The sequence below is a fragment of the Aquamicrobium aerolatum DSM 21857 genome (genome assembly GCF_900113935.1).
In the GTDB taxonomy this organism is placed as follows: Bacteria; Pseudomonadota; Alphaproteobacteria; order Rhizobiales; family Rhizobiaceae; genus Aerobium; species Aerobium aerolatum.
Genome location: NZ_FORF01000006.1, coordinates 21,708 through 37,439, shown reverse-complemented (window position 1 = coordinate 37,439; position 15,732 = coordinate 21,708). Strand labels below are relative to the sequence as shown.

12 protein-coding genes are annotated in these 15,732 nt (G+C 58.6%); 7 read left to right on the top strand and 5 right to left on the bottom strand.

Translation table 11 applies throughout. The annotated features are described in order from the left end of the window. Positions 1-32: 32 nt before the first annotated feature. Both gor and BMZ42_RS06250 read left to right on the top strand, forming a co-directional pair. A complete protein-coding gene (gene gor / locus BMZ42_RS06255) occupies positions 33-1,424 on the top strand; it encodes a glutathione-disulfide reductase (RefSeq protein WP_091519988.1) in 1,392 nt (463 codons plus the stop codon). A 129-nt stretch (positions 1,425-1,553) separates the two neighbouring features. Further along, on the top strand, positions 1,554-2,933 hold the full coding sequence (locus BMZ42_RS06250; protein ID WP_091519986.1) for a class II 3-deoxy-7-phosphoheptulonate synthase: 1,380 nt from the start codon (positions 1,554-1,556) through the stop codon (positions 2,931-2,933). A gap of 59 nt (positions 2,934-2,992) precedes the next feature. Here BMZ42_RS06250 and BMZ42_RS06245 read toward each other — a convergent pair whose 3' ends face one another. Both BMZ42_RS06245 and BMZ42_RS06240 read right to left on the bottom strand, forming a co-directional pair. Next, on the bottom strand, positions 2,993-3,574 hold the full coding sequence (locus BMZ42_RS06245; RefSeq protein ID WP_091519984.1) for a DedA family protein: 582 nt from the start codon (positions 3,572-3,574) through the stop codon (positions 2,993-2,995). Then, entirely contained in the window at positions 3,571-4,125 is a 555-nt protein-coding gene (locus tag BMZ42_RS06240; protein WP_091519981.1) for a DUF1003 domain-containing protein, read from the bottom strand. The genes BMZ42_RS06245 and BMZ42_RS06240 overlap by 4 nt, the downstream gene beginning before the upstream one ends. A gap of 66 nt (positions 4,126-4,191) precedes the next feature. Between BMZ42_RS06240 and BMZ42_RS06235 the strand changes: the two genes are divergently transcribed. The 3 genes from BMZ42_RS06235 to gltX are packed head-to-tail and all read left to right on the top strand — an operon-like array spanning position 4,192 to position 8,004. Next, the gene (locus tag BMZ42_RS06235) at positions 4,192-4,905 is read left to right on the top strand and encodes a DNA-3-methyladenine glycosylase I (RefSeq protein ID WP_091520298.1); all 714 of its coding nucleotides are present in this window, start codon (positions 4,192-4,194) and stop codon (positions 4,903-4,905) included. Positions 4,906-4,948: 43 nt separating this feature from the next. After that, the gene (locus BMZ42_RS06230) at positions 4,949-6,628 is read left to right on the top strand and encodes an NAD+ synthase (protein ID WP_091519979.1); all 1,680 of its coding nucleotides are present in this window, start codon (positions 4,949-4,951) and stop codon (positions 6,626-6,628) included. Positions 6,629-6,630: 2 nt separating this feature from the next. Then, complete coding sequence (gltX, locus tag BMZ42_RS06225; protein ID WP_091519977.1) at positions 6,631-8,004, top strand: glutamate--tRNA ligase; 1,374 nt, start codon at positions 6,631-6,633, stop codon at positions 8,002-8,004. Here gltX and BMZ42_RS06220 read toward each other — a convergent pair. Further along, on the bottom strand, positions 7,922-9,013 hold the full coding sequence (locus BMZ42_RS06220) for a DUF2865 domain-containing protein (RefSeq protein WP_175556650.1): 1,092 nt from the start codon (positions 9,011-9,013) through the stop codon (positions 7,922-7,924). The genes gltX and BMZ42_RS06220 overlap by 83 nt on opposite strands. A gap of 151 nt (positions 9,014-9,164) precedes the next feature. Between BMZ42_RS06220 and prfB the strand changes: the two genes are divergently transcribed. Beyond that, positions 9,165-10,296 (top strand): peptide chain release factor 2 gene (prfB, locus tag BMZ42_RS06215; RefSeq protein ID WP_139207868.1). Its coding sequence is split into 2 segments (ribosomal slippage): positions 9,165-9,230 and positions 9,232-10,296, totalling 1,131 coding nucleotides; the frame shifts between segments, so codons are not numbered across the junction. A gap of 66 nt (positions 10,297-10,362) precedes the next feature. Here prfB and BMZ42_RS06210 read toward each other — a convergent pair. Beyond that, complete coding sequence (locus BMZ42_RS06210; RefSeq protein ID WP_244523182.1) at positions 10,363-11,613, bottom strand: M23 family metallopeptidase; 1,251 nt, start codon at positions 11,611-11,613, stop codon at positions 10,363-10,365. A 123-nt stretch (positions 11,614-11,736) separates the two neighbouring features. After that, positions 11,737-12,207, bottom strand: coding sequence for a peroxiredoxin (locus BMZ42_RS06205; RefSeq protein WP_091519971.1), 471 nt, complete (start codon positions 12,205-12,207; stop codon positions 11,737-11,739). Positions 12,208-12,432: 225 nt separating this feature from the next. Here BMZ42_RS06205 and BMZ42_RS06200 point away from each other — a divergent pair, with 225 nt between their 5' ends. Further along, complete coding sequence (locus BMZ42_RS06200; RefSeq protein ID WP_091519969.1) at positions 12,433-15,660, top strand: YhdP family protein; 3,228 nt, start codon at positions 12,433-12,435, stop codon at positions 15,658-15,660. The last annotated feature ends 72 nt before the right edge of the window (positions 15,661-15,732 follow it).

Sequence of the window (15,732 nt, the reverse complement as noted above, 5' to 3'; positions counted from 1 at the left end):
AGATTTTAGAGCAGGCACGCCGGAGTTCGACCATGCAGAAATTTGACTACGACCTTTTTGTCATTGGTGGCGGTTCCGGTGGTGTGCGGGCAGGGCGCGTCGCAGCGTCGCTCGGCAAGCGTGTTGCAGTTGCCGAAGAGTATAAGTTCGGTGGCACCTGCGTGGTGCGTGGTTGCGTTCCCAAGAAGCTGTTTGTTTACGCCTCGCAGTTCTCCGAACATTTCGAGGATGCTGCCGGCTATGGCTGGTCGGTGGGGGAAAACAGTTTTGACTGGCCCACGCTGATTGCCAATAAGGACAAGGAGATCGACCGTCTCGAAGGCATTTACCGGACGAATCTTGAGCGTGCCGGCGCCGATATCATCCAGAGCCGGGCGGAACTGATCGACAAGCATACGGTGCGGATCGTCAACGAAGACCGGACGGTTACGGCGGAGCGAATTCTCATCGCGGTTGGTGGACGACCCAGCCCGCATCCGGCGTTGTCTGGGTTCGAGCACACGATTAGCTCCAACGAGGCGTTTCACCTTGAAAAGCTCCCGAAAGCCATCGCAATAGCTGGGGGTGGCTATATCGCCGTTGAATTCGCCAACATCTTTCATGGACTCGGTGTCGAAACGACGTTGATCTATCGCGGACAGGAGATCCTGAACCGGTTCGACATGGACATGCGGCGCGGACTCCATAAAGCGATGGAAGATAAAGGTATCCGCATCATTCTCCATTCGGTCGCGCAGAGCGTGGAGAAGCGTGACGATGATACACTCGACATCAAGCTTTCCAGTGGTGAGACGCTCAATGTCGGTCAGTTCATGCTGGCATTGGGCCGCGCGCCGAATACAGAAGGCCTCGGCCTTGAGGCTGCTGGTGTCAAGACGGGCGCTCACGGAGAAATTTTCATCGACGACTACTCGCGCACCAATGTCGACAACATCTATGCACTTGGCGACGTGACGAACCGCGTTCAGTTGACGCCGGTCGCAATTCACGAGGCCATGTGTTTCATCGATACCGTCTATCGCGACAAGCCGACAAAGCCCGATTTTGAGACGATCGCGACGGCCGTATTTTCACAGCCTGAGATTGGCACCGTCGGTCTTTCTGAGGACGAGGCAGCCAGACAGTTCGAGGAACTGGAAATTTATCGTGCAGAATTCCGCCCGATGCGTAACATCTTGCCTGGCCGTCAGGACAAGATGATCATGAAGCTGGTGGTCGATGCAGAAACACGACGCGTCGTCGGTGCGCACATACTCGGCCCTGACGCTGGCGAAATGGCTCAGTTGCTGGGTATCGCGGTCAAGGCGCGGTTGAGCAAAGACGCTTTCGACGCGACGATGGCGGTTCACCCTACAGCAGCTGAAGAACTGGTGACCATGTATCAGCCTAGCTATCGAGTCAAAAACGGCGAACGTGTCGACTGATAGCGCTCGAGTTCAGCGTTCGAGCCGTTAAGACTGGAATACGTGGTGTCTCTCGTGTAAGGGAGCCGCGTCCCGGCCAATCGGGTCTTTGCGGGCGCAGGTCGCCCGCCCGTGACGTATAGGTGCGAAATGAACAACAATTGGTCCCCGAACTCCTGGAGAAGCAAGCCAATCCAGCAGGTTCCGGCTTATCCGGACGCTGCCGTTCTGGCCGAGACCGAAAAGCAGCTCGCATCCTATCCACCTTTGGTTTTTGCTGGTGAAGCACGCAAGTTGAAGCGACAGCTTGCGACGGTCGCCAATGGCGAGTCTTTCCTGCTGCAGGGCGGAGATTGCGCCGAGAGCTTCGCCGAGCATGGCGCGGACAATATCCGCGACTTCTTCCGCGTATTCCTGCAGATGGCCGTGGTCCTCACCTACGCTGGCGCCCAGCCGGTGGTGAAAGTTGGCCGCATCGCTGGCCAGTTCGCAAAGCCACGCTCTTCGGGCAGCGAAACCAAGGGCGATGTCACGCTGCCGAGCTACCGCGGCGACATCATCAATGGCATCGACTTCGACGAGAAGTCGCGTATCCCGGATCCTGCGCGTCAGGAAATGGCATACCGCCAGTCGGCTGCAACGCTGAACCTGCTGCGCGCTTTCGCGCAGGGTGGTTACGCCAATCTGGAAAACGTCCACAAGTGGATGCTGGGTTTCGTTGCCGATAGCCCGCAGTCCGGGCGTTACGAGGCACTTGCCGCGCGTATTTCGGAAACCATCGATTTCATGCGGGCAGTGGGGATCTCGGCAGAAAGCCATCCGGCGTTGCGTGAGACGGATTTCTACACCAGCCATGAAGCACTTCTGCTTGGCTATGAAGAAGCCTTGACCCGGGTCGATTCGACGTCTGGCGACTGGTACGCAACCTCGGGGCACATGATCTGGATCGGCGACCGTACGCGTCAGCCGGATCACGCGCATATCGAGTATTGCCGCGGCATCAAGAACCCGTTGGGTCTGAAGTGCGGTCCGTCGCTGACACCGGACGGTCTTCTCGAGTTGATTGACTTGCTCAATCCCGAGAACGAACCAGGCCGCCTGACTCTGATCGCACGCTTCGGTGCCGACAAGGTTGGCGAGCATCTTCCGAAGCTGATCCGTGCCGTCGAGAAGGAAGGCCGCAAGGTCGTATGGTCCTGCGACCCGATGCACGGCAACACGATCACTGCTGCGGGCTACAAGACGCGCCCGTTCGATTACATCTTGAAAGAAGTGCAGTCGTTCTTCGACGTGCATCATGCCGAAGGCACGCATCCGGGCGGCATTCATATCGAGATGACCGGCAAGAATGTGACGGAATGCACTGGCGGCGCACGTGCAATTCGCGACGATGAGTTGCAGGATCGCTACCACACCCATTGTGATCCGCGCCTCAACGCCGATCAGGCGGTAGAACTGGCGTTTCTGGTGTCCGACCTTCTGCGCAAGGGCAAGACCGGCGAGCAGCCAAAGCACGCTGCGCACGGCTGATCAATAACCTGATGGCGATTATGAAGGCGCGGAGCGATCCGCGCCTTTTTCGTTGCGCGCTATTGGGGCCTTCTGCGTCGGCCCAGAAAATGCGCCGCCGCTCCAGTCACGAGCGTTACCGCTACCGCGATGGCAAGGCCGACCAGCAGTCGTTCGTGTTTTGCCAGTTCACCGCCCAAAGCCTGTTGCGCGCCTGCACCGAAGACATATCCGATGGACAGGAACAGGCAGCTCCAGATCAGCGATGAGATAGCATTCAGCAGCAGGAACTTGGGCACCGGAATGGTCGACAGGCCGGCCGCGATTCCGCCGACAAGACGAAATCCGTAGACATACCGGTTGAGCAAGACATAGGCCGTCGGGTGTCGCGCCACCAGGTTGAGGGCGCGGTCGAATCCTGGTCGGGCCGTGATGGCGTGGATATTCGGTTGCGTGGCGAATCGCCGGCCGCCGATGAAAATCGCCGCGTCGCCAAGAAACGCGCCGAGAAATGTTGCGAGAAATGCCGATGCCACGGCAAACAGGCCTTGATGAGTGAAGAAGCCTGCCAGAATGGCCGCGCTTTCCCCTTCGGCAAGACAGCCGATGAAAACCGCCAGGAGCCCAAAGCGCTCGACGAGTGCATGCAGAGTGTCAGTCATGACTGTGTGGCGTCAGCCAGCCTTGCCTCGATGCGGCCGAGGCTGCCTACAACTGTAGCCAGATCGGATCTCATTCCCATCAACTCGCTGTGACGCAGCTCGTCGATCTTTTCGTGGAGCGCCATCACCTCGAGTTCCGCCTTGAGATTGATTTCGTAGTCGTGGGCTGCGTCGATCCTGTCGCGCGCAGCCTGACGGTTCTGCGCCATCATGATGATGGGGGCCTGCACAGCGGCGAGCATCGAGAGGATGAGGTTGAGAAAGATGAAGGGATAAGGGTCGAACGCATGTGCCATCAGGAGCCAGCCGTTAAGCAATGTCCATGCGACAAGGAAGGCGATAAAGCCGAGAATGAAGCCCCACGAGCCACCAATGCGCGCAATGCTGTCGGCGAGACGCTGGCCAAATGTTGCATCCTTTGCAAGGCGCACATTGATGTTGTGGGCAAGCGTTTTTCGGGAAAGCAGCCGATCAAGAACGCGCTTTTCTGCCTCTCCCAGCTCTGTGTTGGGCAAGAAACGCGACGCCAGTTCGGAAGTTGATTTCGACATATTTCATCTCCAGCTTGGCTGATGCAGCGCCAGGAGCCATATTGGCCACGACAATTCGAGGGTGTCATGTCATCTTTCAATGCCATTCGTGACAGAGCTGCAGAGCGCAAAGGTGGGAGCGCCGTCCTCGTCTCGCTGTTGGGGCCAGTCCCCGACAATGCGGCACTTTTCGACGTGCCCGATGACCGCATTCTTTCCATCATGGCGAACAGGGTGTTTTCAGCTGGATTCGTCTGGCGAGTGATTGAACAGAAATGGCCGGATTTCGAAGAGGCCTTCCTCGGCTTTCAGCCCCAGCGTTTGCTGTTTCAACCGGATGACTTCTGGCACGATCTGGCAGCTGACAAGCGTATCGTCCGAAATCCGCAAAAAATCCGATCCGTTCGAGACAATGCATCGTTTGTGCAGAAAGTAGCCGAGGAGCACGGCAGCTTCGGGCGGTTTCTTGCAAGCTGGCCAGCAGAAGATCAGGTCGGATTGATGGCCTATCTTGCGCGCCATGGGAGCCGCCTCGGCGGCAATACGGGGCAATATTTCCTTCGTTGGGTCGGTTGGGACGCGTTTATCCTGTCTCCTGATGTGGTGCTTGCGCTGCGGGAAGCGGGGCTCGATATCGGTAACGCGCCAACGTCGCGAAAGGACCTTGCGGCGGTGCAAGCGCAAATGAACGCATGGGCTGACGAGAGTGGTCTCTGTCGAACACATATTTCACGCATTCTGGCGCTGTCTATCGGAGACAATCGAAGCCTGGAGGAACTGCAATTCCATGCCGACACCTAGAACGCCATTGCCGCACGCCTGAGTGCGCGCTACACGCTGTGTCATGACCGATACAGTGCTGAATCAGATCCGCATCGCCGTTGCACAACTCAATCCGGTGGTTGGTGACGTCGCCGGCAATCTGGACCTTGCGCGTCAGGCGCGAAAAGAGGCCGCCGAGGCAGGCGCCGACCTCGTCCTCTTCACCGAACTGTTCATCGCTGGCTACCCGCCAGAAGATCTGGTGCTCAAACCGGCCTTCGTTGCCGAGTGTGAACGAGCCGTGCGGGAACTGGCAGCAGAGACGGCTGACGGCGGCCCCGGTGTCATGATCGGGGTGCCGCTGAAGCGCGCCAGCGGTCTGCACAACTCGATGATTGCAGCCGATGCCGGTCGGATTCTTGGCGAATGGTACAAGATGGATTTGCCAAATTACGGCGAATTCGACGAAAAACGTGTGTTTCAGGCCGGGCCCGCGCTTTCAGGACCGGTAAACTTCCGTGGGGTCCGGATTGGTGTCCCAATTTGTGAAGACATCTGGGGCGAGCACGGCGTATGCGAAACGCTTGCCGAAAGCGGCGCCGAATTGTTGCTGGTTCCGAATGGCTCGCCCTATCAGCGCGGAAAGGTCGATCGGCGACAGCAGATCGTGCTTCGCCAGGTTATCGAAACCGGTCTTCCGATGCTCTATGCCAACATGGTTGGCGGGCAGGACGAGCTTGTTTTTGACGGCGCGTCGTTCGCGATAAATGCCGACAAGTCGCTTGCCTTCCAGATGAAGCAGTTTGAGACTGCCTGCGTACTCACCACATGGAAGCGCGACGTTGAGGGTTGGCGCTGTGTTGAGGGTCCGAAGGAGCGCCTGCCCGAAAAAGAGGCGGCGGACTACGCTGCCTGCATGCTTGGACTACGTGACTACGTGAACAAGAACCGGTTCCGTGAGGTCGTGCTCGGCATGTCTGGCGGAATTGACTCCGCGATCTGCGCCGCGCTTGCAGTAGACGCGCTCGGAGCGGACCGGGTTCGTTGCATCATGATGCCTTATCGATACACGTCGTCTGATTCCTTGAAGGACGCGGAGGATTGCTCGAAGGCTCTAGACGTGCGTTATGACGTTGCGCCGATCTTTGAACCGGTCGAGGGTTTTGCCAAAGCGCTGGCTCCGCTCTTTGAGGGTACCCAGGAAGGCGTCACCGAGGAAAACCTTCAGAGTCGCGCACGAGGGACGATCCTTATGGCGATCTCGAACAAGTTCGGCTCGATGGTCGTCACGACCGGCAACAAATCCGAGATGTCCGTCGGCTATGCCACCCTTTATGGGGACATGAATGGTGGGTTCAACCCGATCAAGGACTTGTACAAGATGCAGGTCTACGCGGTGTCCGCATGGCGGAATACCGCGCGTCCCGAAGGCGCGCTCGGCCCTGCGGGTATCGTGATTCCGCAGTCGATCATCGACAAGGTGCCATCCGCCGAACTGCGACCCGATCAGACAGATCAGGACTCGCTTCCGCCCTATCCGGTTCTCGATGACATTCTCGAATGTCTCGTCGAAGAAGAAATGGCGGTTGAGGACATTGTCGCGCGAGGGCACGACCGTGAAACCGTGCATCGTATCGAGCATTTGCTCTACATCGCCGAATACAAACGCCGGCAGGCAGCGCCGGGTGTGAAGATCACCCGGAAGAATTTTGGCCGCGACCGTCGCTATCCGATCACCAACAGGTTCAGGGACAGATCCTGACTATGTCAGTCACAGTACGTTTTGCGCCGTCGCCGACCGGCTATATCCACATCGGCAATGCGCGGACCGCGCTTTTCAACTGGCTGTTCGCCTTGAAGAACGGCGGACGCTTCGTCCTGCGCTTCGACGACACCGATGCCGCGCGCTCCAAGCAGGAATACGCGGACCAGATCGAGAAGGATCTGCATTGGCTCGGCGTCTTGCCGGACGTTATCGTTCATCAGTCGGCGCGGTTTGCGACCTACGACGCTGCAGTCGAGAAATTGAAGCAAGCCGGGCTTTTGTATCCCTGCTGGGAAACGTCCGAAGAGCTCGAACGTCGCCGCAAGATCAGGTTGTCGCGCCGTCTTCCTCCCGTCTACGGGCGCGAGGCGCTCAAGCTGACCGACGAACAGAAGGCTGCCTATGAAGCGGAAGGGCGCAAGCCTCACTGGCGCTTCCTGCTTCCAAATTTTGAGAGCGATCCCTTTGTCACCCGTCGCACGGAAGTGCATTGGGATGACGTCGTGCGCGGTCCGCAGACAGTCGATCTGGCGTCCATGTCGGATCCGGTCCTCGTGCGTGAAGATGGAACCTATCTCTACACGCTGCCATCGGTGGTCGATGATATCGAGCTTGGCATCACCCATGTCATTCGTGGCGACGACCATGTCACCAATACCGGCGCGCAGATCGCGATTTTCGAGGCTCTCGGTGCAGTCGCGCCGGCTTTTGGTCACCACAATCTGTTGACGACGAGTTCGGGCGAGGGGCTGTCGAAGCGAACAGGCGCTCTCTCGATCCTCAGTCTGGCTCAGGAAGGCGTCGAGCCGATGGCTGTCGCATCCCTGGCGGTGTTGATCGGTACTGCCGAGAGCGTTTCTGCTGTTCCCACCATGTCGGAACTGGCAGCACGTTTTGAGCCTGCGGCGACGTCAAAGTCCGCTGCGAAATTCGATCCGGCAGAGGTGCAGGCGCTGAATCGGACATTGATCCACAACATGCCGTTTGAAGAAGCCCGGCAGCGCCTCGTCGCACTTGGCATCGACGGCAGCGATGCCGAGACGTTCTGGATGGTGGTTCGCGGCAACCTCGAGCGTCTTGCAGACGCCGCGCAGTGGTGGTCGATCGTCCGCGAAGGACCGCTCGTGCGGCAGCAGTTTAATGCCGAAGATCTCGCATTTTTGACGACCGCATTCGAGAACCTTCCAGCAGAGCCCTGGGATACAACCACCTGGAAAGCCTGGACCGACGCGCTCAAGGAACTGACAGGGCGCAAGGGCAAATCGCTTTTCATGCCTTTGCGTCTTGCTCTTACCGGTCGTGAGCAGGGACCGGAGCTTGCAGATTTATTGCCGCTTCTGGGTCGGGAAGGAACACTGGCCCGACGACCCTGACCGCGCCATCATTTGTGAGCGATGCGTTTGCTGTCGTGTTGGGCTTTGGGATATTCAGGTGTTTCAGCGCCTGAATATCGACGCCGCTTTCCCGATTCACCAGCGTTTTCGGGTCTTCGGCAGGGTCTGGTCGTGCTGAGGGGCGCGGCGGTACCGAAATTGCTGCATCGGCAGATCGGTGGTCATACTCTCCGCCAACGACTGTAAAGCCGGAAGTTGGCGCCGCGTTCGCGCGATTGCAGCTGCAAGCCGGGGTGCTCCCGATCGCTTTTTTCCGATAGACAAAAGCATTGGCCAGATCGCGATATCTCTGTCCGGTTGAGGCAGACACCATGTCCTCTGCTTCTTGCCCAGGCATGCGATGGATATGGAGCTCCACGGGGCTGCCCGGACACATTGCCTGGCAGGCTTGTTGATCCCGTTCGAAGCTGGATTGGGGCACGGAATTAGAAATCGGAAAATAATATCCGTCACAGGTACGCACGCACATTGTCCGGAAATTTCCGCTCACCCGTCCAATCGCAACAGACGCAGGCGCGCTGGACTCGACCTTGCGCGCCTCGGCGGGGACGCTGTTGGCGCGACGCGCCTGGCTACCGCATCCTTGGCGTTTTAGCGCAGTCTGCAGCTGTGCACGCTCCCGTGACGAATCCTTGCTCTTCAGTTTTCCGCGCTTCGCCTGCAACTCGGCAAGATTGCGCTGCATCTTCTCAATGCTGCCATTGACGCTTGCGCAGAAGGCGACAGCGCTGCCGACAATGGCGCGTCCGCAACCGGCCTGGTTCGCCTGAGCCCGCGCTTTCTGTAATTGTTCTTGTTGACGGGCGATGGCGTCATCGTAGCGCCGCGTCGATGCGCGGGAGCCGCTTTCCGCGGTAAGGGCCGCAAGTCTTGCTTCAATTTTCCGACAGGCTCGATCTGACGCTGCCGAAGGGCCAGCGGCGAGCGTACCAAAAATCGCGCCGCCAACCAGTAGGTAGCGCACCAGCCTGCCAATATTGATCTTCAAGCCGCCCCAGACCATGTGAAAACACTAGCGCAGGCAGGTTAACCCACTGTTCATGCTGTTTCGCCGCGCGCAAGTCCCTTTACACGTGGTGACAGCGTCCCTATGGTCCGCGCCGATTCAGAAGCAAATTTGAGCAGGATGTCCCGCCGCCATGCGCGCAGAAACCCAAAACATTGTCGACGAAATCAAGCAGGCCATAACCCTGCTGAGGAGGCATCTTTGACTGGGATCAGGCCGTAAAACGACTTGATTACCTGAATATGCGCGCAGAAGACGGCGACCTGTGGAACGACCCGCATGAAGCGCAGAAACTGATGCGCGAACGTCAAAGCCTCGAAGACGGTATCACGACCGTCAAGCAGATCACACAAGCCCTGAGCGACAATCTCGAACTCATCGAGCTTGGCGAGGAAGAGGGTGACCAGAGCATCGTCGCCGACGCCGAAGCTTCCATCCGTGCATTGCGCGCGGAAACGCAGGCACGCCAGGTCGAGACACTGCTTTCGGGCGAAGCTGACTCGAACGACACCTATGTCGAAGTCCACGCGGGTGCCGGCGGCACCGAGAGCCAGGACTGGGCGAGCATGCTGTTGCGCATGTACACAAGGTGGGCCGAGCGTCGCGGATTCAAGGTCGAGGTGCTTGAGGTACATGACGGGGAAGAAGCCGGCATCAAGTCGGCGACCATTCTCGTCAAGGGCCACAACGCCTATGGCTGGATGAAGACGGAGTCCGGGGTCCATCGTTTGGTGCGCATTTCGCCCTATGACTCGAACGCGCGTCGTCACACGTCGTTCGCAAGCACATGGGTCTACCCGGTTGTCGACGACTCGATCGAGGTCGATGTGTCGGAATCCGATGTCCGGATCGATACTTACCGTGCATCCGGCGCGGGCGGTCAGCACGTCAACACGACAGACTCGGCGGTGCGTATCACGCATATCGCAACCGGCATCGTGGTTGCCTGTCAGGCGGAGCGTTCACAGCACAAGAACCGCGCCAAGGCGTGGGAAATGCTGCGTTCGCGGCTTTACGAGGAAGAGCTGAAAAAGCGCGAAGCCGTTGCAAACGCCAGCGAAGCGTCAAAGACCGACATTGGCTGGGGCCACCAGATCCGTTCTTATGTCCTTCAGCCATACCAGATGGTGAAGGACCTTCGCACCGGAGTGGAGAGCAGCAGCCCGAGCGACGTGCTCGACGGTGACCTGGACGAATTCATGGAAGCGGCGCTGTCGGCTCGCATCGAAGGCGGTTCGGGCCAGGCGGTTGAAGACATCGATTAATGTCATGCCTTCTGGTGTGATCTTGAGCAATCATGGGGGCAGGGCGCAAGCGTCCTGCCCTTTTTCTTACAGCAGATTTTCGATCTTGCGTCCGGCCTTGATGACACGCAACGGGTCAATCGGGGAGCCGTTGTGTCGCACTTCATAGTGAAGATGTGGCCCGGTTGAGCGTCCTGTGGTGCCCACTTCGCCGACGACACTGTCCTTCTCCACCGTCTGGCCTTCCTTGACGTGGATGCGGCTCAGATGGGCATAGCGGGTGGTGAGGCCGTTGCCATGGTCTATCTCCACCATCCGGCCATAGCCACCGTTCCATCCGGCGTTGACCACTGTGCCTTGGCCAGCGCTCTTGATCTTCGTGCCGGTGGGAGCGCGAAAGTCGATGCCGGCGTGCATTGCCGGCGTTCGCAACAGCGGATCCCGGCGCACGCCATAGCTGCTGGAGATCGAGCGGCCGGGCAGCGGATTCTGGATCGGCATCACCTGAGCCATCGCCTTGGCTGCTTCGAGCTTGGCGAGGGCGTCGTCGAGTTCCTTCACACCTGCTTCGAACCGATTGCCGTCAATCGGGAGCAATGGACCGCCGGCGGCATCGTCGCCGAGTTCGAGTTCAATCGGCAGGCCTGCAACTTCAAGAGCGCCCGTAATCTCGTCCGCCGTCTTGAAGGCATCTTCGGCCAGCAATTCCATTCCCGCGATCTGTTCCGTCTCGATAGCCTCAAGGGATTTGTTGAGAGCGACGAAGAGCTGATCGGCGCGATCTGCCGCAGTTTCACGTCCGGTTGCAGGTGCCGCGTGTCGCGGCCAGAAACTTGAAGCCTCTGCCGTCACAAGGGGCTGCGAAACGTCAACTGTAGCGCGCATGTCCGGGCGGGAGGGTGGTACGGGCGTGGAGCTTGGAAGCTCTGCACGGTTGATTGTTGCCCGTTCCAGAATTGGCCCGATGCGACCGTGACGCTGTGTCAGTTGCGACTGACGTGCCAGCAGTTCCGAAACCTTGCTCTCGACGATTTGCTGATCCAGCAGCTGTCGGCTGGTGATGCGGTCCACCTGTGCCCGCAGCGTCGAGATGCGGTCTTCATAGGCATGCTGCATGCGCGCCTGCTGCGCTGCCGAAGCACCAATCAAGTCGTCTCTCAACACCAGATAGGTCGTGGCTGAGAGGTAGCCGATGGCCGCAGTTGCCAGCACCGACCCGGTGAGAGCAGTCATCCAGGGGCGCAGCGTGAAGTGTCGGATCTTGTTGCCATTGGCAATGATGATCGTATGCGGCTCTTTGCGCCTTCCGAACACGGACGAATGTCGTTTGACTGTCACGGACCCACACCCAAGCAATAGGGAAATACACAGTCCGATTACACATTATTAGGGTTAACAAACGTTTTCGGTTCGGCACGAAACCCAGTTGCCCTTTGGTAGGGCCTCAAACTCGCGATAGGCTCAGGCGGCCTCTTTCGCTGCCGACAGCACCTCCGCTGCGTGGCCTGCGACCTTCACCTTGTTCCATATGCGGACGATCTTCCCATTGCTGTCGATCAGTAGGGTGGTGCGTTCGACGCCCATATATTTGCGCCCGTACATGCTTTTCTCCACCCAGACGCCATAGGCTTCAAGGACTTGCTTCTCTTCGTCAGAAGCCAGGGTAACTGTGAGGCCATGCTTGGCCTTGAACTTGTCATGCCGCTTCACGCTGTCAGGCGAGATCCCGATCAGCTTTACGCCGATTGCGTCAAATTCTTCTTTCAGGGATGTGAAGTCGAGCGCTTCGGTGGTGCAGCCGCTTGTGTCGTCCTTTGGGTAGAAAAACAAAACCACAATGCTGCCGCGAAGGGCGCTTAGTGAGATTGTCGATCCACCGTCGCCCGGAAGTTCAAAGTCGGGGGCGCTCTCGCCAATGGCGATCTGAGTCATCTGTTAGCTCTTCTTTGTGGTTACGTTGATGCAGGTGCCAGTTATAGTGGCTGGGCCAGATTCGTCCATCGCAAGGAAACAGGCTCGCCCGGCGTGCACAGCGAGATCCCTTCACATCAGAAAATTCGGTTTCGGCGCGAGGAGATCGTCTGTCTGGACAAGCTCCCCTCCGCGCAGCGCCTCCCCGCGCCAGAGCGGAAACGCTTCCGTCCAGGGCGCGTTGCGATGCTTTTTTTCGGGGGCGTCGCAGTCATCCTGCTTGCACTGGTTGCCTTGGCAGGCGCGGTTTTGCTGGGGGCGGGGAGCGAAACGCTTCGTCTTGAAGCCCAGAATGCCGTTCAACAGCTCGTAGGGGACGACTATGTCGCGGCGGTTGGTGCGACACGTCTGTCCTTTGACGGCATGGAACTTCTTTCGGTTGAAACGGACAATGTCGTTCTCTCGCCCACTGGAACCGGCGAAGAAGCCTTGCGGATCGGTCAGTTACGGCTGGGGGTTGGCTTTGCGCCATTGATTGGCGGCAAGCTGAAGATACGGCGGATTCGCATACAGGACTCCCGGATCGTCTTGTCGTCGTTGACCGGTACTACCCCCCCTGCGCAACTGCCATTCTTCGATGAGGCAGGCGTTTTCGACCAGGATGCTGCGGTACGGACTGTGTTTGCAGCCGCAAATGAGTTCGCGTCGTTGCTCAATGATGGCGGTGTCGGCCGCGTCAGACTTCAGAATATTGATCTGGTTCTGTCGGACGATCCTCTCTTGGGCACTGTGAAGTTGATCGATGCTCAATTGCGCCGGCGCAACGCCGTTTCCTTTGAGGTCGAGGCTAATGTTGCGGCCGCAGGACGCACAGCAAATGTTCAGGGTCAGGTTTCTCGAGATCCGAGCGATGGCGCAGTGGATCAGGTTACGTTGAACGTCGCGGTGCCACAGGAAACATCTGCCACGTCCGGCCGCACGAACGATTTCAAGGATGCGCGTCTTTCTGTTTCGGCGACACGTCATCAGTCAGACCACGAACTGCGCCTGCACACGGAGATCGGTCAGGTTACTGTCGACCTGAAAGATGGCGATCGGATTGATGCCGATCTTGAACTGCGAGCCACTCTCAAGGAGGGGGCGGACAAGATCGAGGTCGAAGCCTTGCGAGTCTCAAGCGGACGCTCAAACTGGACGTTTCATGGCGCACTGGGTTCGCTGCCAGAGGGCGGAGAGGCAGGTTATCGCTTCGAGCTTGTAAGCGACGGGTCGACTGTTGCGCCAACTGGTTCTCCAGAACGGCCCCTGGAGGTTGTGACAAAGCTCGCAGGCGTGATGAGCGCCACCGCGGATGTCATTGAAATTAAAACGATTGGGCTGCGTTCGCTGGAAGGTGAAGTTCACGGCAGCGCCCGGATCGTCGTGGACGAGGTCGGAGTAGGGCTTGGACTTGAGCTGAACGTCATCGACATGCCGGTCGGTGAGATCAAGCAGCTGTGGCCGTGGTTCTCCGCTCGCGGTGCGCGCCGCTGGGTGGTCGATAACATGTATGGTGGCAAGGTCGAGGCGGGGCAGATCAAGATCAACGCTGCCCCCGGTCGGCTGAGCAATGGTGTGCCGTTGACGGCTTCCGAGCTGTCCGGTGAGTTTTCTATCAAAGGCACGCGGTTCGACATTGTTGGACGCATGCCGCCAGTTCGTGATGGCAACGGTTCCGTGATCTTTGCAGGTATGGACATCGATATCGCGCTCGAAAGCGGCACGGTTTTCATGCAGGAAGGACGAACCGTCAATGCGCGCAATGGTCTGCTGGAGATACGTGAGGCCCACAAAAGACCCGTAATCGGGCGGCTCGTGATTGACGTCGAAAGCAATGCCGATGCCATCCTCGCGCTGGCGTCCTATGACCCCATCGATGTGTCGCGGTTCTTTGATGTAAAGCCCGATGAACTGTCGGGCACCGTGGCGGGCAAGATCATCACGGATATCCCGCTGGAAAGAGACTTTCCGATCGAAAAACTCGAATGGAAAGTTGATCTTGCCTACGACAATCTCAACATTTCAAGGAAGTTCGAAGGCCAGACGGTCACGAAAGCCAAGGGCTCCATCGTGGTCGATCCACGCAAAGCCGAGATCACCGCCGCTGCGCTGCTCAACGGCGTATCTGCCGATCTACGGCTGGTGGAGCCGCTCGGTCAGAGCAGCGTCGAGCGACAGCGCCGCGTCGTTCTTAACCTCGATGATGCCGGGCGGCGCGCGATTGCGCCGGGGTTGAACACGGTTCTGTCCGGCACTGCGCGGGTCGAACTCGATGACACCAAGGACAGTTCAAGATCCATCAAGGCGAGCCTTGAGCGCGCGACGCTGAACATTCCCTGGATCGGATGGAGCAAGGGCACCGGCGTGCCGGCATCGGTTGCGTTCGGATTGGAACAGCAGGGCAACGTCACCCGCCTGTCCGATTTCAAGCTCGACGGGGACACGTTTGGTGCGACCGGGGCGCTGTCGCTGGTCGATGGCAAGTTGCAGTCGGTCAGCTTTCCGTCTGCAAGGTTGAATCGGAACGACGATTTTTCGTTCACCATGAAGGCGGAACGCAACGGTTACGACATCGAGGTTCGAGGCAAGTCGATTGACGTGCGTTCCATCGTCAAGCTGTATGCCGGAGCCGGTGAGAACCGGGGCGAAAACGTCGATACCGGCCCGGTTCGCGTGGATGTCGCCGTCGATGCGATGACCGGTTTTCACGGCGAATCTTTGCGGGGCGTGACGTTGAAATTCGCCGGAACCAACGGGCGTACCGACAAGCTTGAATTCGCCGCGACGACCTCGACGGGTGGCAAGGTGGCGTTCAGCGATACCCGCAATGGCGATGCGCGGAGCGTGACAATGACTTCGGCCGATGCGGGAGCCATTCTGCGCTTTCTGGACGTTTATGAGCATATGGAAGGTGGGGCGATTGCGCTATCCATGCGCGGGACGGGGACGGGACCGCTCTCGGGGCAGGTCGACACGCGCAATTTCTGGATCGTCAACGAGCCGCGTCTGCGCTCTCTGGTGTCGAGTACCCCCGCGGGCGGAGATCGCTCGCTAAATCAAGCAGTTCGCGGTGATATTGACACGACGAGAGTGCAGTTCGAGCGCGCGTTTTCACTGGTTGCAACAGGGAATGGCGCGCTCGATCTTGATCGCGGCGTGCTGCGGGGCCCGTTGATTGGTTCAACGTTTCAAGGGCGAGTTTATGACGCCGCCGGCAATATGGACATGACCGGAACCTTCATGCCGGCCTATGGTTTGAACCGGATTTTCGGGGAAATACCGCTGATTGGCCAGCTGCTCGGCAATGGTCGTGATCGCGGGCTGATCGGGATCACGTTCAAGCTGTCAGGGAAATACAGCGAGCCGCAATTGCAGGTAAACCCGCTGTCGGTCATCGCTCCGGGCATTTTTCGCTCGGTTTTCGAGTTCAGATGATGGTCCGGGAAGACCGTCTTTTGGTCTTTTCGATGCAAAATTTGGTAAATTGATGCCAAAATCTGGCATCTG